This window comes from Nonomuraea sp. NPDC003709 (assembly GCF_040610775.1).
GTDB classification, from domain to species: domain Bacteria; phylum Actinomycetota; class Actinomycetes; order Streptosporangiales; family Streptosporangiaceae; genus Nonomuraea; species Nonomuraea angiospora_A.
Map to the genome: position 1 here is coordinate 350,096 of NZ_JBEXMW010000001.1, position 16,997 is coordinate 367,092.

The following is a 16,997-nucleotide window of genomic DNA, read 5'->3' on the forward strand; positions in this document are numbered from 1 at the left end:
TCCAGCCGTCTAGCGGAGGCCCTCGAAGAAGGCGATGACGTCGGAGGTGAGGGCCTCCGTCGCGGTGTGCGCGGTGTAGTGGCCGTGCGCCGGGGCCGGCAGCGTCTTCCAGGAGACGATGTTGGCGTGGTCGCGCTCGGCGAAGCGGCGGATCGACGTGAAGTCGCCCTCGGCCATCGCCAGCGCGGTCGGAACGGTGGTGGGCTCCTTGGGCTGCTCCGCGCGGGCGTTCTCCCAGTACTGCCGGATGGCCGAGCCGGCGGTCCCGGTGAACCAGTAGATCGCGGCGCTGGTGAGCACGAAGTCGTCGTCCAGGTCCTCGTCGAAGAGCTGGGCGAGCCAGCCCAGGAGCCCGGCGGGGGAGTCGGCGAGGGCGTGGGCGAGGGTCTGCGGCTGCTGCGAGTGCAGCACGTTGAAGGCGCCCTTCTCCTTCCAGAACCAGTCGAGCACGGCCAGCCCGGCCTGGTCCTCCTCGCTCAGCCCGGCGAACTCGGCCGGGTCGCCGGAGGGGAAGGAGAACAGCTGCGTGACGTGCACGCCCACGACGTGGTCCGGGTCGATCCTGCCGAGCTCGGGCGAGATCATCGAGCCGCCGTCGTTGCCGACCGCGCCGTAGCGGGTGTAGCCGAGGCGGGCCATCAGCTCGGCCCACGCCCTGGCGATGCGCTGGTTGTTCCAGCCCAGCTCGACGGTGGGGCCGGAGAAGCCGTAGCCGGGGACCGACGGGATGACCAGGTGGAAGTGGCGTGACAGGGGCTCGATGGCGTCGAGGTACTCGGCGATCGAGCCGGGCCAGCCGTGGGTGAGGATCAGCGCCAGGGCGTCGGGGTTGTCGTTGCGTACGTGGATGAAGTGGATGTTCTGGCCGTCGATCTCGGTGGTGAACTGCGGGTGGGCGTTGAGCCTGGACTCCTGCGCGCGCCAGTCGAAGCCATCCTGCCAGTAGCCGACCAGGCGCTTGACCCGCTCGACGCTGACACCCTGGTCGACGCCGGGGATCTCGTGGGTGAAGCGGGTCAGGGCGAGGCGGGCCTGGAGGTCGTCGAGGTCGGCCTGGGAGATCTCGACGCGGAAGGGGCTGATGCTCATGGAAGGCTCCCGGAAGATGCGGAACGGTTTGTTCTGTTCCAGAATAGCAGAACGGAATGATTCATTCCACTAGAATCCGCTCCGATCCCGCGTAGATGTTGCAGCGCTCTCCGCGCAGGAACCCCACGAGCGTGATGCCGAACTCCCTGGCCAGCTCCACCGCGAGCGACGACGGCGCCGAGACCGCGCACACCGCCGGGATCCCGGCGGCCAGGGCCTTCTGCATGATCTCGTAGCTGGTCCGCCCGCTGACCATGAGCACGTGCTCGGCCAGCGGCAGCCGCTCGTTCAGCCCCGCCCAGCCGACCAGCTTGTCCACCGCGTTGTGGCGGCCCACGTCCTCCCGCACCGCCACCAGCGTGCCCGTGGCCGAGAACAGCCCTGCCGCGTGCAGGCTGCCGGTCTTGCCGAACCCGCCCTGGGCGGCGCGCAACGCGTCAGGCAGCCCGTACAGGAGCTCGGGGGTGAGGTCGAGCCGGCCCCTGGGGACCGGCTTGCAGCGGTCGTGCAGCGCCTCCAGGCTGGCCGAGCCGCAGACGCCGCACGCGCTGGAGGTGAGGAAGTGGCGGTCCAGCGCGGGCAGGTCGGGGATGGGGCCGCGCAGGCGTACGGTCACCGTGTTGTAGCGGGCCTCGGGCGGGAGGTCCTCGTCGGTGCAGTACGCGATGGCGGCGATGTCGCCGGGACCGGCCAGGCCCTCGCCGTGCAGGAACCCGGCGGCCAGCTCGAAGTCGTGCCCGGGGGTGCGCATGGTGATGGCCATGGTCTTGCGCGTGCCGTCGGGCGCGGTGAGCCGGATCTCCAGCGGCTCCTCGGTGGCCAGGTAGTCGCGCCGCTCCCTGGTGGCGGAGCCGGACAGCTCCATGATCCTGACGCGCGTGGTGGGCCCCGGACGCGTGCTCACAGCGGCCGCACGGTGACGAGGGCGTTGTAGTCGGGGATCCGCGCGTCCGGGGAGCGGCGGGACTCGTCCAGCAGGACGTTGCCCTCCGGCCAGTGGATCTGCAGGTTGCCCGGCATGAGCGGGGCCCGCAGGATCTTGCCGCGGTAGGTGCGCTCGCCGGAGCGCAGCTCGACCGGGGCGCCGTCGGGCAGGCCCAGGCGGTCGGCGTCGTACTCGCTCATCAGCACGGCCTCGCGCATCGCGCCGTTGAAGCCGTCGCGGCGCTCGTGGACCATGCTGTTGAACTGCTTGCCGCGCCTGGTGGCCACCATGAAGGCGCCGTCGGGGCGCTTCAGCGCCGGAGGCCGGACATCGCTGAAGCGGCCCAGCCCGTCGAGGGTCTGGAAGCGGCCGTCGGCGAACAGGTGGCGGCCGCCGTACTGGACGTTGTCGCCGAACTTCCGCAGGTCGGCGATGCCTCGGTAGAAGGGGACGGCGCGCTCGATCTCGGCCCGGATCTGCGGAGTGCCAGTGAAGGCGATTTTTGACGAAATTTCGGGGTTTGTGCGGGCGGCCAGCTCCGTGAAGATCTTCCACTCCGGCCACGCCTCACCGATGCGTGGCCCCTCGACCTCGGGGGAGAAGATGATCCGGCGCTCGGTGGAGGTCTCGGTCACGCCGCCGACCATCTCGTAGCGGGTCTGCGCGGGCAGCAGCAGCACGTCGCCCTCGCCCGGGACCAGCATCTGCGACGACAGCACGATGTCGATGTGCACCCGCAGCCGCAGCCGCGACAGGGCCTCGCGGCAGTAGGCCGGGTCGGGCAGGACCTCCAGGAAGTTGCCGCCGCTCGACACCAGCGCGTCGAGCTCGCCGCGGTGGGCCGCGTCGATCATGTCGGTCGCGGTCAGACCGGGCGTGGTCGGGACCTCGAACCCCCACATCTCCGTAAATTTCGCGGCATTCTCTGGCGTGATCGGCAGCCCGCCGGGCAGGCCGGTCGCGTACGCGCCCATCTCGGCCCCGCCCTGCACGCCGCTGTGCCCCCGGATCGGCATCAGCCCGCACTTGTCGCGCCCGACGAAGCCCCTGGCCAGCGCCAGGTTCACGATCGAGCGGACGTTGTCCTCGCCGTAGCTGTGCTGCGTGATGCCCATCGACCACACCAGCACCGCCGACCTGGCCTCGCCCAGCAGCGTGGCCAGGCGGAGCATGTCGTCGCGGGAGGCCCCGGACAGCGCCTCCAGCTCCTCCCACGTCTGCCCCGCGAGCTCCCGGCGCAGCTCCTCGAAGCCCGTGGTCCGCTGGTCGACGAACTCCTTGTCCACCCAGTCGTTCTCGATCAGGTGCTTGAGCACGCCGTTGAGGAAGCCGATGTCGCCGCCCACGTTCACGCCGAAGAACTCGTCGGTGATCTTCGTGCCGAACACGGCGGACTCGGCGTTCGACGGCACCCAGTACTTGTCCATGCCGGGCTCGCGATAGGCGTTGACCATCGCGATCCGGGTACCGGCCTTCTTGGCGTGGTAGAGGTACTTCATCGCGACCGGCTGGTTGTTCGACGGGTTGGAGCCGATGAAGACGATCAGGTCGGAGCCGATCCAGTCGGTGTACGAGCAGGTCGTGGCCGCCGCGCCGATGGTCTGCTTGAGCGCGACCGTGGAGGGCGAGTGGCAGATCCTGGCGGCGTTGTCGACGCTGTTGGTGCCGAGCGCGCGCACGGCCTTCTGGGCCGCGTAGTAGTTCTCGTTCGGCACGCCGCGGCTGGTCAGGTAGGCGCCGAAGCGCGCGTCCCGCAGGCCATCCGCGGCCACGCGCAGCGCCTCGTCCCAGGAGATCCGGGTGAAGCCGGGCTCGCCCGCGCGGCGCAGCATGGGGTACGGCAGCCGCCCCAGCTCGCGGAGCTCGGCGCTCTTCTTGCCGACGAGTCCAGAAATATCCCGCAAAAGTGTGGTGTCCAGGGCGGGCATCGTGTTCAGCGGCAGCAGCCGCAGCCTGATGTTGCACAGATGGATCTCGTCCATCGTCCAATCCCTCATGCCTTGGGTGCCCAGCGCGCACCCGTCACACGTGCCCTGGTTGAGTATCCGCCACGCGTAACGCCGGTTGCCCTTGACCGACCTGAACGCCTTCCACAGCTCCAGGTAGTTGTTCGGCTTGCGCAGCCCGATGCCGAACGGTCGCCAAGAGGCCCAGTTACGCGGATCCAGGAGCTTGCTCATCTCTCCATCTTCCTCCTGGCTGCAAAGATAGAGGGATGCCCGACTCGCGTTACTCCGACCTCGACCGCCCGCCGCTCTCCGCGGCGGCGCTCAACCGCGCGCTGGTCCGCCCCGGCTCCCTGTGGACCGGCATCACCGTCGTGGAGAGCACCGGCTCCACAAACGCCGACCTCGCCGAGGCCGCCCACGCCGGAGCCCCGGAGGGGACGGTGCTGGTGGCGGAGTCGCAGCTGGCGGGCCGCGGCCGGCTGGGCCGCACCTGGACGGCGCCGCCGCGCTCGGGCCTGACGTTCTCGATCCTCCTCAAACCGGACGTGCCGGCCACCGCGCAGGGCTGGCTGACGCTCCTGTACGGCGTCGCCGCCGCCTCCGCCCTGCGCCGCCTGGCCGAGGTGGATGTACGCGTCAAATGGCCCAACGACCTGCTGATCGGCGAGCGCAAGCTGGCCGGGATCCTGGCCGAGCGGGCGGAGAGCGGCGTCGTCATCGGCATGGGCCTGAACGTGTCACTCAGGCCGGAGGAGCTGCCCGTCGAGACGGCCACGTCGCTGGGCATCGAGGAGGCGGCCTGCCTCGACCGCGACCCGCTGCTCAGGGCCGTGCTCAGGGAGGTCGAGAGCCACTACAGGGAGTGGACCGACGCGAAGGGCGACGCCGAGGCGTGCGGGCTGCGCCCGGCGTACCTGGCGGCCAGCGCCACGGTCGGGCGGCGGGTCAGGGTGGAGCTGCCGGGCCGGCAGGCGGTCACCGGGACGGCCACGGGGATCGACCAGTTCGGGCACCTGCAGGTGGAGTCGGAGGGGGAGCGCTACACGCTGAGCGCGGGCGACGTGGTGCACGTCCGCCCGGCGGACCGACCTGATCCGCCGGGAGCGTAGCCGCCGCGGCGGCGATGGTGGCACGATTTGGCCATGACCCTTCCCGACCATCATCTGACGCAGGGTGAGCGGCGCATCCGGTCCTTCCATCCCCATTGGAAGCGACTCGTGCTCCCCTTCCTCGCGCTGATTCTCGTCGTCGCGGCCGCGGGCGCGGCGATGTTCTTAATCCCCGGCGGCTGGGAGTACGTGTTCTACGCCAGGATCGCCGTCGTCGTCATCGGCCTCATCCTGCTGACGATCTGGTCGCTCGTCCCCTACCTGCGGTGGGTCAACACCGGCTACGTGCTCACCACCCACCGCTTCACGATCAGCACCGGCGTGCTCAACAAGTCGACCGACGAGATCCCGATCACCAAGGTCAACACGGTCAGCTCCGACCAGACGTTCTTCGAGCGCCTGCTCGGCTGCGGCACGCTGACCGTCGAGTCCGCGGGGGACCGGGGCGAGATCGTGCTGCGTGACATCCCCAGGATCCAGGACGTCCGCACCGACCTGTTCAGGCTCGTCGAGGACGCCTCCGACGGCGAGATCGACGGCCAGTGACCGCGTGAGCCGTCCCCCCAGCCGGCCCTGTGCCGAAGAGATCGAACGCCTGCTCGTCGGCTCGCCGGCCCGCTTCACGAAAGAGCAGGTCACGGCCAAGGCCGGGGTGTCGCAGGAGCTGGCCGAGCGCATCTGGCGGGCGCTCGGGTTCGCGCAGCGGGCCGACGGCGCCATGGCGTTCACCGACGCCGACGTGGCGGCGCTGCGCCGGGTGCGCCGGATGCTCGACGGCGGCCTGCTCGACGAGCAGACCGTCATCCGCATGGCCCGCGCGCTCGGCCAGACCACGGCCAGACTGGCGCAGTGGCAGGCCGAGATCATGATCGGCGCGATGCTGCCGCCGGAGCCCTCGGAGGACGACCTGGCCAAGGTGCTCGGGGCGGCGCAGGAGCTGATGCCCGACTTCGAACAGGTGCTGGTCCACGTCTGGCGGGCCCAGCTCGCCGCCGCCGGCACCCGGCTGCTGGCCATCGCCGACGGCAGCGACGAGCTGGTGCCGACCCGGGTGGCGATGGCGGTGGGGTTCGCGGACCTGGTCTCGTTCACCAGGCGCAGCCGCGAGCTCGACGAGAAGGAGCTGGCCGAGCTGGTCGAGGGGTTCGAGGCGCGGGCCTCCGACGTGGTGGCCTCCCACGGCGCCCGGCTGGTCAAGACGCTGGGCGACGAGGTGCTGTTCACCGCCCCGAGCCCGGCCCAGGCCGCGGGGATCGCGCTCGACCTGGTCGAGTCGGGCGTCGAGCTGCGCGTCGGCCTGGCGTACGGGCCGGTCCTGCCCACCATGGGCGACGTCTTCGGCACCACCGTCAACCTGGCCGCCCGGCTCACCGCCATCGCCCGGCCGGGCACGATCCTGGTCGATTCCGCGCTGGCCGAAGGGCTGGAGGGGTTCGATCTGCACAAGATCAGGCGCCGGCCCGCGAGAGGGCTCGGCGTGGTCCAGCCCTATCTCTTGCGGAGATCATCCTCCTGACACAAGATGGCTGGCATGCCGTACGAAGTGCAGGGCGTCGTCGCCCGCGCCAAGGGTCAGGAAGTTTCGCTCGAGACGGTCGTGGTGCCGGATCCAGGTCCCGGCGAGGCGGTCGTCAACGTGCAGGCCTGCGGGGTCTGCCACACCGACCTGCACTATCGCGAGGGCGGGATCAACGACGACTTCCCGTTCCTGCTCGGCCACGAGGCCGCGGGCGTCGTCGAGGCGGTCGGCCCGGGTGTCACCGAGGTCGAGCCCGGCGACTTCGTGATCCTCAACTGGCGCGCGGTGTGCGGCCAGTGCCGCGCGTGCCTGCGCGGCCGTCCGTGGTACTGCTTCGCCACCCACAACGCCACGCAGAAGATGACGCTCAAGGACGGCACGGTGCTGTCGCCCGCGCTGGGCATCGGCGCGTTCCTGGAGAAGACGCTGGTCGCCGCGGGCCAGTGCACCAAGGTCTCCGCCGAGGCGCCCGCGCAGGTCGCGGGCCTGCTGGGCTGCGGCGTCATGGCGGGCATCGGCGCCGCGATCAACACCGGCGGCGTGGCGCGCGGCGACTCGGTCGCCGTCATCGGCTGCGGCGGCGTCGGCGACGCCGCGATCCTGGGCGCCTCGCTGGCCGGGGCCGCGAAGGTCATCGCCGTCGACGTGGACGACCGCAAGCTGGGCTGGGCGCGCGACTTCGGCGCCACCCACACCGTCAACTCCCGCGAGAGCGACCCGGTCGAGGCGATCCGCGACCTGACCGGCGGCTTCGGCGCCGACGTGGTCATCGAGGCGGTGGGCCGCCCCGAGACGTACAAGCAGGCCTTCTACGCCCGCGACCTGGCCGGCACGGTCGTGCTGGTCGGCGTCCCCACGCCGGACATGACGCTGGAGCTGCCGTTCCTCGACGTCTTCGGGCGCGGCGGCGCGCTGAAGTCCTCCTGGTACGGCGACTGCCTGCCCTCGCGTGACTTCCCGATGCTCATCGACCTGTTCCTGCAGAACCGGCTGCCGCTCGACAAGTTCGTCTCGGAGACGATCGGGATCGGGCAGGTCGAGGAGGCGTTCGCGAAGATGCACCGCGGCGAGGTGCTGCGTTCGGTGGTGACGTTCTAGATGATCGACAGGGTCATCACCTCGGGCACGTTCTCGCTGGACGGCGGCACCTGGGACGTCGACAACAACGTCTGGCTGGTCGGCGACGCCCGCGAGGTCGTCGTCATCGACGCCGCCCACGACGCCGCGACGATCGCCGAGCGGGTGGGCGGGCGCACGGTCAAGGCCATCGTCTGCACGCACGCCCACAACGACCACATCAACGCCGCCAAGCCCCTCGCCGACCGCACCGGGGCGCCCATCCGGCTGCACCCCGCCGACCAGGTGCTGTGGGAGCAGCAGTACGGGGCCGCGGCGTCGTACGAGCCGCTGGCCGACGGCGAGAAGATCGAGGTCGGCGGCATCGCGCTGGAGGTCGTCCACACCCCCGGCCACGCGCCCGGCGCGGTCTGCCTGTACGCCCCCGACCTCGGCGCCCTGTTCAGCGGCGACACTCTCTTCAAGGGCGGTCCGGGGGCGACCGGCCGGTCCTACAGCTCGTTCGACACGATCATCGACTCGATCAGGGAGCGGCTGCTGACCCTGCCGCCGGAGACCGTCGTGCACACGGGACACGGCGACTCGACCACGATCGGCGCGGAGGCGCCCCACCTGGACGAATGGATCACCCAAGGTGGATAGCCTGATGTGGCCGACCTAACATAGGCAAGCCTTACCGAAGTGAGGTAGCTTAGGTGTGCCTTACCTAAAGGTGCCCCCACTTCGCTCGCGAGAGGCCTGTCCCCGGATGTACGTGTGCATTTGTCGTGCTGTGACCGAAAACGAGGTGCACGACTGCATCGCCTCCGGGGCCAAGAGCGCGAAGCAGATTCGCGACACCACTGGTGCCGGTGGTGACTGTGCCCGATGTGTACGGAAGATCTGTGCAATCCTGAAACGGTCTGAAGAACTGACGACCGCATAGCGAGGGGCCCGTTTCATGCAGGGCGACAAGCAGATCATCGAGCTGCTCAACGAGCAGCTGACCGCCGAGCTCACCGCCATCAACCAGTATTTCCTGCACGCCAAGATGCAGGAGAACTGGGGCTACACGAAACTCGCCGAGCACACCCGTGCGGAGTCGATCGACGAGATGCGCCACGCGGAGCGTCTGACCGATCGCATCCTCTTCCTGGAGGGCCTGCCCAACTATCAACGCCTGGGCACCCTGCACATCGGCCAGACCGTGGAGGAGCAGCTCAGGGCGGACCTCGAGGTCGAGCTCTCAGTCGTGCAGCGCCTGCGCCCGGCGATCGCGCTCATGCGCGAGAAGGGCGACGTCACCTCGGCCCGGATCTTCGAGGAGATCCTGGAGGACGAGGAGGAGCACATCGACTATCTGGAGACGGAGCTCAGCCTCATCCGCAGCCTGGGCGAGCAGCTCTACCTGGCCCGCTACGCCGAACCGCCCTCGTCCGACGACTGAGCGGCCCTACTGAGCGGCCCTACTGGGCGGCCCTACTGGGCGGCCCTACTGAGCGGCTCTGTGGCACCGAAGGCGCCCCGTCCCCGGACGGGGCGCTTTCCCTTCACCTCCAGAGCCACGCCTGCTCTCCCGTGTCCCTGCACGTCCACTGGATGATCCACTTACCCTTCTTGCGCTCGCCCTTGCCGACCGCCAGGCACAGGCCGCTGGCCCGGTTGCGCAGGCGCTGCATGTCGTCGTAGATCCACTCCTGCTCGATCCCGCCGTCCGTGCACGGCCACTGGATCGCGTACTTGCCCTTGACCTGGGAGCCGCGCGCGATCGCCAGGCACATGCCGGTCTTGGCGTTGACGAGCTTGCGCCCCTTGTAGATCCACTGCTGGTCCTTGTTGTCGGAGCAGGTCCACTGGATGACCTTCTTGCCGGCCTTGACCTCGCTCTTGCCCACGGCCAGGCAGAGGTCGGTGGCGCCGTTCATCAGTCGCCCGCTGGCCCCCGCCGAGGCGGGAGCGGCGGCCAGGGACAGCGCCAGGGCGGCGGTGGCGGCGACGGCGAACAATCTGGTGGGGGTGGCGTCCACGTCAGTGACCCTTTCCGTTGAGGTATTGATCACTGAGACGCGCGCGATTCCCGTTTTGTTGTGATCGGATCCCTTATGGGATCAGCTCTGGGGTGAGCAGTCGGCGACGGTGGTTTCGGAGATGACGTCCTCGTACACGCCGACCTTGTAGGTGATGAGGTCCAGGCAGCGGTTGAGATCGCTCATCTGGCGCAGCACGCGCTCCCGGTGCTCCAGCATGATCGTGAGGCGCTCCGCCTCGTTCCCGGTCCCGTTCCTGACGAGGTCGGTGTACTCCCGGATGGCGGGCAACGGCATCCCCGAGGCGCGCAGGACGATGCACGTGGTCAGCCAGTGCGCGTCCGCGTCGCTGTAGATCCGCCGCCCGCCCGGCCCGCGGCGCACGGGGTTGAGCAGGAGGCCCTCACGCTCGTAGAAGCGCAGCGTGTGCACGCTCAGCCCGGTGAGTTCGGCGAGCCGGCCGATGCTGATCTCCGATGACATGCCGCCCAGGATACGAGCCGGCTCTAGCTTCCCAGGATGGTGTAGGCCGTCCCGGCCTGGGCGTCCCAGCTCAGCGTGTCCCCGGAGCGCCGCGCGTCGCCGGGCGCCCGGCAGCGTCCGGCCAGGTCCGTCCGTACCGTGATCGGGCCCGAGCGCCCCACGTGCAGCGTGATCCGCTCGGCGGCGCCGTCCCGCCAGGAGACGTCCACCGTCACGTCGCCCCGGGCGCGCAGCCCGCGCACCGACCCCGTGGGCCAGGCGGAGGGCAGAGCGGGCAGTACGTGGATCTCGCCGTGCTGGCTCTGCACCAGCATTTCCGCCATGCCGGCGGAGGCCCCGAAATTTCCGTCGATCTGGAACGGCGGGTGCGTGTCCCACAGGTTGTCCAGCGTGGACGTCCTCAGCTGCTCGCTCAGCATCCGGTGCGCGTGGTCCCCGTCGAGCAGCCGAGCCCAGAAGTTGATCTTCCACGCCTTGCTCCACCCGGTGCCGCCGTCCCCGCGGGCGGTCAGCGACGCCTTGGCCGCCTCGCCCTCGCGGCTGCCCGCGGCGATCTGCCGGCCGGGATGCAGGCCGAACAGGTGGGACACGTGCCGATGCGTGTTCCCGGGGTCGTCCCGGTCGGCCTTCCACTCCTGGAGCTGCCCCCAGGACCCGATCCGCAGCCCCGGGTCCAGCTTCGCCAGCGCGTCGCGTATCCGCCCGCCGAACTCGGCGTCCCCCAGAAGATCCGCGGCCTCCGCCACGTTCGTGAACAGGTCCCGGACGATCTGCTGGGACATCGACGCCCCGGCCGAGAAGTCCCCGTGCTCGGGGGAGTAACCGGGCGAGACGACCAGCGTCCCGTCACGGGGGTCGGTGCGCAGGGTGTCCAGCCAGAACTCGGCCGCCCCCTTCATCACCGGATAGGCGCTCTCGCGGAGATATCCCGCGTCCGCGCTGAAGCGATAGCGGTCGTAGAGCTGCTGCGTGAGCCAGGCCCCGGCCTCCGGGAACCAGAACGACGTGGCCCAGTCGTGCACGCCGGTGAAGCCGAACGGGTTCGTCTCGTTGTGCACGAGCCACCCGCGCGCCCCGAACATCTCCCGCGCCGTGATCTCACCCGGCTTCACCAGGCCCGCGACATAGTCGACGTACGGCTGCGCCGTCTCGGCCAGGTTCGTCTGGTCGGCGAGCCAGTAGTTCATCTGCAGGTTGATGTTGACGTGGTAGTCGCCGGCCCAGGGCGGGGTGGTGGAGTCGTTCCAGACGCCCTGCAGGTTCGCGGGCAGCGATCCGGCCCGTGAGGAGGCGATCATCAGATAGCGGCCGTAGGAGAAGAAGAGGGCTTCGAGCGCGCGGTCGTCGGCGGAGGCGCCCCCGGTGTAGGCCGCCCGGAGCCGGTCCGTGGGGACCGGCGGCGTCCGCTGGCCGAGGTCCAGCCGTACGCGGTCGAACAGCTCCCCGTGGTCGGCCTGGTGGGCGCGGCGCAGGGCCTCGTACCCCTGGGCCGCCGCCTGGTCCACGGCGGCGGTGACGGCGGCGTGTGGATCCTCGCCGCGGTAGTCCGGATGGGCGGGGGCGTAGTCGGTGCCGGCGGACAGCACGAACACGGCGCTGTCGGCCCCGGTGACCGTGATCCGGTCGATCCCGTCCGTACGGGTGCCGCCCTCCGCGACCACCCGTACCTGGGCCTCGAACGCCATCCCGTTGTCCGCGAGCCGCCCGCGGATCGTCAGCCGCCCGTCCGAGACGCTGACCCGCCCGTTCTCGTGCGGCGAGGACACCCGGAGCGTGAACGACACCTGGCCCGCCCGATCGGCCGAGACCCGCCCGGCGATGACGTTCCCGGGGTGGCTGGCGAAGTACTCGCGCGAGTGCCGCACCCCGTCCGCCGTGTACGTCACCCTGGCCACGGCCTCGCTCAGGCTCAGCTCCCGGCGGTAGCCGGCGGGGGAGCCCGGCTGCCCGGCCAGGTCCAGCCAGAGGTCGCCGAACGGCTGGTACGCGCCGAAGCCCGACTTCGGCTGCCCCAGCGCGGCCGCCACCTCCTCCGGCGTCATCGGCCCGTCGCGATCCAGCGCCTCCTGGACCTCGGCGAGCGCGTCCGGCCGGGGAGCGGTCCAGTCGCCGAAGTCGTATCCCTCCCGCGATCCCGGGCCGCCCGTCCACAGGCTCTTCTCGTTGAACTGGAGCCGCTCGGTGTCCGTCCCGCCGAACACCATCGCCCCGAGCGCGCCGTTCCCGATGGGTAACGCCTGCGTCTCCCAGTCGGTGGCCGGCCGGTCGTACCAGAGGGTCAGATCAGTCACGGGGGACAACGTTAACAACATTATTTCTTCCGGACGGCAGAGGGCCGGGGACTCCATTGCTTTCGTTTCTCGGTAATCGCGGTAATTTAATCCCGACTAACCGATATTTAGCCGCGTTTGCCCAGGTCAATGGATAGGTCAACTGCGAGTCAAACCGCGCGCTGTGCCCGGGAAACGATCGCTTAAGGTCCTACGATCGCTTCATGACCTGCGTACTTCTCGCCGAGGATGACACCTCGATCTCTGAGCCGCTCGCGCGTGCATTGCGCCGTGAGGGCTATCAGGTCGAGGTGAGCCCCGACGGCCCGCAAGCCCTGGAAAGGGCTCTGTCGGGCGGCATCGATCTCATCGTTCTTGACCTTGGACTGCCCGAAATGGACGGTTTGGAGGTGGCTCGTCGCATCCGGGCCGAGGGCCACGGCACTCCGGTCCTGATTCTCACCGCTCGCGTCGACGAGGTGGACACCGTCGTCGGCCTCGACGCCGGCGCGGACGACTACGTGACGAAGCCGTTCAGGCTGGCCGAGCTGCTCGCCCGGGTACGGGCGCTGCTCCGGCGCGGCACCTCCGAGACTCCGGTCGTCCAGGGCGTGCGTATAGACGCCGACTCCCGCCGCGCGTGGATGGGGGAAAAGGAGCTGCATCTGACAACGAAGGAATTCGACCTGCTGCGTGTGCTCGTCCGCGACGCCGGAAAGGTGGTCACGAGGGAGCAGATCATGCGCGAGGTCTGGGACACGAACTGGTGGGGTTCGACCAAGACCCTCGACATGCACATCTCCTGGCTACGCCGCAAACTCGGCGACGACGCCGCGAAACCGCGTTACATCACGACCGTCCGGGGAGTCGGCTTCCGGTTCGAACGCGAGTAGGAGATGCGCCGCCGACTGCTCTCCTCAACCCTGGTCGTCGCGGTCATCGCGGTTCTGCTGCTGGGGGTCCCCCTGGGTGTCGTCGTCAGCCGGCTGATCGTCGACGAGGCGGCTCAGGAGCTCGGGGCGGAGGCCAAGCGCCTCGTGGGAGAGGTCGAGTACGCCCGTGTCCAGGAGACGCCGCTCGACCCCCAGCAACTGGAGCAGAAGTATCCCGGCAGGTACATCCAGATCTGGGAACGCGGAACCCCCTTGCGGGTGACCGTGGTCGGCACCGCACCGCCGTCCGGTCACCTGATGACCGAGGACGCGCAGACCAACACCGGCGTCTATGTCCGCATAAGTCGCGATCGCGACCAGGTTGAACAGGACGTCCGGGCCCGGCTCCTGCTCATCGTGGCCCTGGCCGTCGCCGCCCTGGCGGTGGCCGTGAGCCTGGCCGTCGTACAGTCCCGGCGGCTGACGCTGCCCTTGCAGGACCTGGCGAAGATCGCCGAACGGCTGGGCTCCGGAGACGCCCGGCCGAGCAAACACCGCTACGGCATTCCCGAACTCGACCGGGTGGCCCAAGTGCTCGACCGCAGCGCGACCCGCATCTCCGACCTGCTCACCCGCGAGCGTGAGTTCGCCACCGACGCCTCCCACCAGCTCCGGACCCCCTTGACCGGTCTCACCATGCGCCTGGAGGAGATCGTGTCGGCCGCGGACGAGCCGGAGGTCGTACGGGAGGAGGGCGAGGCGGCGATCGTGCAGGCGGAGCGGCTCACCGCCGTGATCGACGAGCTGCTGGCGGCGGCGCGGCGCCAGCGCCACGCCCAGGCCGAGCCGGTCGCCATCGACGACGTGATCATCCAGCAGATCAGGGAGTGGGAGCCGGTGTTCCGGGAGGCGGGGCGTATCCTGCGGCTCGAAGGCTCCCGAGGTCTGAAGGCGATGGCCACCACCGGCGGCTTCGGCCAGGTGATCGCGTCGCTGCTGGAGAACTCCCTGCGCCACGGCGGCGGCGACGTCACCGTCACGTCGACCAGCGGCGACAACTACGTGGTGATCGAGGTCGCGGACGAGGGCCCGGGCATCGCCGACGAGATCGCCCCCAAGATCTTCGAGCGGAACGTCAGCGGCGGCGGAGGCACCGGTCTCGGGCTGACGCTCGCCCGCGCGCTGGCCGCGGCCGACGGCGGCAGACTGGAGCTGGTACGGCGCCGCCCGGCGACGTTCGCCATCTTCCTGCGCCCGGCCGAGGACGACGGCGCGAGGACCCGCGTGGTCAGCGGTCCTGCTTGACCCCGGTCTCGGGCAGCTCGATCGGGATGGGCTCGGTGGCCTCCAGGAACACCCACTTCTTGTACGACCAGTAGCGGAACAGCGTGCCGAGCCCCACGCCCACGATGTTGGCGATGTTGAAGCTGAGCGGGTCGTGCAGGTCGAGCGTGTAGGTGGTGAAGCCGATCGTCAGCATGCCGAACAGCAGCGCGATGCCGTTGAGCAGGAAGAACAGGAAGTATTCGCGCCTCAGCCCGCTCTGGTCGCGGTGCCGGAAGGTCCAGAAGCGGTTGCCGATGTAGGCGAAGGTCGTGGAGATCGTCGTCGCCACGACCTTGGACGTCAGCGGGCCCCAGCCCAGGCCCACGTTGCAGAGGTTGAGGAGGCCGGTGTCGATCAGGAAGGCGACGGCCCCGATGCTGCCGAACTTGGCCAGTTCGTACACAAGGGAGGAGAACCGCTCGTAGAGGCGTTTGGCGAAGTCCACGTCTCTGCTCGGTCCCTTCCTTCGACGAGCCTGACCCAACTCAGCGTACCGGCCGCCATGTAGGGGCGAGGTCAGGCTGGTGAACTTACCACTTAGAAATATCGTCCTATGCCCGGCATTTACGACAGTTGGGCATTACGCTGCGTTGCACATCGCCCGCGACCCGGCATAAGCGGGCGGAGCGGAACGCTGGGCGGTCGTGCCTGCGAAGGCAACCCGGAACGGCCGCCCAGCCCGGGGAGTCCGGGAAAGTCGTTCCGTCCCGGTAAGCTCACCTGGCGTGAGTTCCTACAGCCCCATCGGGCCGGTCGTCGGCATCGTCGGCGCAGGCCAGCTGGCCAGGATGTCGCAGCCGCCGGCCATCGCGCTCGGCGTCGAGCTGCGGGTGCTGGCCAACTCTCCGGAGGAGAGCGCCGCACGAGTGATCGTCGACACGCGCGTCGGAGATTACCGCGATCTGGACGATCTGCGCGAGTTCGCCAAGGGCTGCGACGCGATCACGTTCGACCACGAACACGTGCCCACCGAGCACATCCGAGCTCTGACCGAGACCGGCCACTCCGTGCACCCCGGGGCCGACGCCCTCGTGCACGCCCAGGACAAGGCCGTCATGCGCGAGCGGCTGACCGCGATCGGCGTGCCGTGCCCGGCGTGGGCGCGCGTGTCGTCGCCCGAAGAGGCCACGCGCTTCGCGGAGCAGCACGGCTGGCCGATGGTCCTGAAGTCGGTGCGCGGCGGCTACGACGGCCGCGGCGTCTGGGTGTGCCGGTCGGCCGAGGAGGTCGCGGAGGCGTTCGCGACCGGGGTCGAGCTGCTCGCCGAGGCGTTCGTGCCGTTCGAGCGGGAGCTGGCGGTGCTGGTCGCCCGCTCGCCGCACGGGCAGGGCGTCAGCTACCCGGTCGTGGAGACCGTGCAGCAGGACGGCATCTGCGTGGAGGTCATCGCGCCCGCTCCCGGGCTGGACCCCGAATACTCCGCGCAGGCGCAGCGCATCGGTCTGAAGATCGCCCACGAGCTCGGCGTGACCGGGCTGCTCGCGGTCGAGCTCTTCGACACGCCGAACGGGCTCGTGGTCAACGAGCTGGCCATGCGCCCGCACAACAGCGGCCACTGGACCATCGAGGGCTCGACGACGTCGCAGTTCGAGCAGCATCTGAGGGCGGTGCTGGACCTGCCGCTCGGCTCGCCCAAGATGACCGCCCAGGTCGTCGTCATGGCCAACCTGCTCGGTGGCGAAGAGCCCGACCTGTTCAAGCGCTACGAGCACGTGCTGGCTCACGATCCGGGCATCAAGCTGCACTTCTACGGCAAAGAGGTGCGCCCCGGCCGCAAGATCGGCCACGTGACGGCCCTCGGCTCCAACCTCGACGAGGTGCGCGCCCGCGCCCGCCACGCCGCCGTCTACCTCACCACCGGGGAGTACACGTGAGCATCGGGATTGTGATGGGGAGCGACTCCGACTGGCCGGTCATGAAGGCCGCCGCGGAGGCGGTCGCCGAGTTCGGCGTGCCCTTCGAGGCGGACGTGGTCTCGGCGCACCGCATGCCGACCGAGATGATCGACTACGGCCGCCAGGCCGCCTCCCGGGGCCTCCAGGTGATCATCGCCGGGGCCGGGGGAGCCGCGCACCTGCCCGGCATGCTGGCCTCCGTCACGCCGCTGCCGGTGATCGGGGTGCCGGTGCCGCTGAAGTATCTCGACGGGATGGACTCGCTGCTGTCGATCGTCCAGATGCCCGCCGGGGTGCCGGTGGCGACGGTGGCGGTCGGCGGGGCCCGCAACGCGGGGCTGCTGGCCGTACGCATCCTCGCCGCGTCCGACCCCGGGCTGCGGGAGCGGATGGAGGAGTTCCAGGTGCGGTTGAAGGAGCAGGCGTACGCCAAGGGCGAGAAGCTCCGCACGGAGGCCGCGAACCTCGGGTCGTGAT

At 69.8% G+C, this 16,997-nt stretch carries 18 protein-coding genes; 11 read left to right on the top strand and 7 right to left on the bottom strand.

What is annotated here, in order from left to right:
• Nucleotides 1-9 precede the first annotated feature (9 nt).
• The 3 genes from ABZX61_RS01720 to ABZX61_RS01730 form a co-directional block, all read right to left on the bottom strand.
• A complete protein-coding gene (locus tag ABZX61_RS01720) occupies nucleotides 10-1,089 on the bottom strand; it encodes an epoxide hydrolase family protein (protein WP_355190661.1) in 1,080 nt (359 codons plus the stop codon).
• Between the two features lie 61 nt (nucleotides 1,090-1,150).
• Complete coding sequence (gene fdhD, locus ABZX61_RS01725; protein ID WP_355190663.1) at nucleotides 1,151-1,993, bottom strand: formate dehydrogenase accessory sulfurtransferase FdhD; 843 nt, start codon at nucleotides 1,991-1,993, stop codon at nucleotides 1,151-1,153.
• Complete coding sequence (locus tag ABZX61_RS01730; RefSeq protein ID WP_355190665.1) at nucleotides 1,990-4,194, bottom strand: FdhF/YdeP family oxidoreductase; 2,205 nt, start codon at nucleotides 4,192-4,194, stop codon at nucleotides 1,990-1,992. The genes fdhD and ABZX61_RS01730 overlap by 4 nt, the downstream gene beginning before the upstream one ends.
• Nucleotides 4,195-4,229: 35 nt before the next feature.
• Here ABZX61_RS01730 and ABZX61_RS01735 point away from each other — a divergent pair, with 35 nt between their 5' ends.
• The 7 genes from ABZX61_RS01735 (at nucleotide 4,230) to bfr (ending at nucleotide 9,094) form a co-directional block, all read left to right on the top strand.
• Nucleotides 4,230-5,072 carry a biotin--[acetyl-CoA-carboxylase] ligase gene (locus ABZX61_RS01735; RefSeq protein WP_355190667.1) on the top strand — a complete coding sequence of 281 codons (843 nt, stop codon included), beginning with the start codon at nucleotides 4,230-4,232 and terminating at the stop codon, nucleotides 5,070-5,072.
• Nucleotides 5,073-5,105: 33 nt separating this feature from the next.
• Nucleotides 5,106-5,618, top strand: a complete 513-nt coding sequence (locus ABZX61_RS01740) for a PH domain-containing protein (RefSeq protein WP_355190669.1) — start codon at nucleotides 5,106-5,108, stop codon at nucleotides 5,616-5,618.
• A gap of 4 nt (nucleotides 5,619-5,622) precedes the next feature.
• Nucleotides 5,623-6,588 carry an adenylate cyclase regulatory domain-containing protein gene (locus tag ABZX61_RS01745; RefSeq protein WP_355190671.1) on the top strand — a complete coding sequence of 322 codons (966 nt, stop codon included), beginning with the start codon at nucleotides 5,623-5,625 and terminating at the stop codon, nucleotides 6,586-6,588.
• Between the two features lie 15 nt (nucleotides 6,589-6,603).
• On the top strand, nucleotides 6,604-7,689 hold the full coding sequence (locus tag ABZX61_RS01750) for an S-(hydroxymethyl)mycothiol dehydrogenase (RefSeq protein WP_350728332.1): 1,086 nt from the start codon (nucleotides 6,604-6,606) through the stop codon (nucleotides 7,687-7,689).
• On the top strand, nucleotides 7,690-8,310 hold the full coding sequence (locus ABZX61_RS01755; protein ID WP_355190674.1) for an MBL fold metallo-hydrolase: 621 nt from the start codon (nucleotides 7,690-7,692) through the stop codon (nucleotides 8,308-8,310).
• Between the two features lie 106 nt (nucleotides 8,311-8,416).
• Nucleotides 8,417-8,593 (top strand): (2Fe-2S)-binding protein, encoded by a 177-nt coding sequence (locus tag ABZX61_RS01760; protein ID WP_138669932.1) that lies wholly within the window; start codon nucleotides 8,417-8,419, stop codon nucleotides 8,591-8,593.
• Between the two features lie 15 nt (nucleotides 8,594-8,608).
• Nucleotides 8,609-9,094, top strand: coding sequence for a bacterioferritin (gene bfr / locus ABZX61_RS01765; protein WP_355190676.1), 486 nt, complete (start codon nucleotides 8,609-8,611; stop codon nucleotides 9,092-9,094).
• Between the two features lie 103 nt (nucleotides 9,095-9,197).
• On the opposite strand, the gene ABZX61_RS01770 is transcribed toward bfr, so the two are convergent.
• The 3 genes from ABZX61_RS01770 to ABZX61_RS01780 form a co-directional block, all read right to left on the bottom strand.
• On the bottom strand, nucleotides 9,198-9,674 hold the full coding sequence (locus ABZX61_RS01770) for an RICIN domain-containing protein (protein WP_350728334.1): 477 nt from the start codon (nucleotides 9,672-9,674) through the stop codon (nucleotides 9,198-9,200).
• A gap of 81 nt (nucleotides 9,675-9,755) precedes the next feature.
• Nucleotides 9,756-10,157 carry a MerR family transcriptional regulator gene (locus ABZX61_RS01775; RefSeq protein ID WP_355190678.1) on the bottom strand — a complete coding sequence of 134 codons (402 nt, stop codon included), beginning with the start codon at nucleotides 10,155-10,157 and terminating at the stop codon, nucleotides 9,756-9,758.
• A gap of 23 nt (nucleotides 10,158-10,180) precedes the next feature.
• The gene (locus ABZX61_RS01780; protein WP_355190680.1) at nucleotides 10,181-12,448 is read right to left on the bottom strand and encodes a glycoside hydrolase family 95 protein; all 2,268 of its coding nucleotides are present in this window, start codon (nucleotides 12,446-12,448) and stop codon (nucleotides 10,181-10,183) included.
• A 203-nt stretch (nucleotides 12,449-12,651) separates the two neighbouring features.
• On the opposite strand from ABZX61_RS01780, the gene ABZX61_RS01785 reads away from it, so the two are divergent.
• Together ABZX61_RS01785 and ABZX61_RS01790 are read left to right on the top strand one after the other, a co-directional pair.
• Nucleotides 12,652-13,320, top strand: a complete 669-nt coding sequence (locus ABZX61_RS01785; RefSeq protein ID WP_043620820.1) for a response regulator transcription factor — start codon at nucleotides 12,652-12,654, stop codon at nucleotides 13,318-13,320.
• Between the two features lie 3 nt (nucleotides 13,321-13,323).
• A complete protein-coding gene (locus ABZX61_RS01790; RefSeq protein ID WP_355190682.1) occupies nucleotides 13,324-14,604 on the top strand; it encodes an ATP-binding protein in 1,281 nt (426 codons plus the stop codon).
• On the opposite strand, the gene ABZX61_RS01795 is transcribed toward ABZX61_RS01790, so the two are convergent.
• Complete coding sequence (locus tag ABZX61_RS01795; RefSeq protein WP_355190684.1) at nucleotides 14,588-15,070, bottom strand: GtrA family protein; 483 nt, start codon at nucleotides 15,068-15,070, stop codon at nucleotides 14,588-14,590. The genes ABZX61_RS01790 and ABZX61_RS01795 overlap by 17 nt on opposite strands.
• 280 nt (nucleotides 15,071-15,350) lie before the next feature.
• Here ABZX61_RS01795 and ABZX61_RS01800 point away from each other — a divergent pair, with 280 nt between their 5' ends.
• The gene (locus ABZX61_RS01800; protein WP_355190686.1) at nucleotides 15,351-16,499 is read left to right on the top strand and encodes a 5-(carboxyamino)imidazole ribonucleotide synthase; all 1,149 of its coding nucleotides are present in this window, start codon (nucleotides 15,351-15,353) and stop codon (nucleotides 16,497-16,499) included.
• Between the two features lie 14 nt (nucleotides 16,500-16,513).
• On the top strand, nucleotides 16,514-16,996 hold the full coding sequence (gene purE, locus ABZX61_RS01805) for a 5-(carboxyamino)imidazole ribonucleotide mutase (RefSeq protein WP_355191450.1): 483 nt from the start codon (nucleotides 16,514-16,516) through the stop codon (nucleotides 16,994-16,996).
• Nucleotide 16,997: the final 1 nt, after the last annotated feature.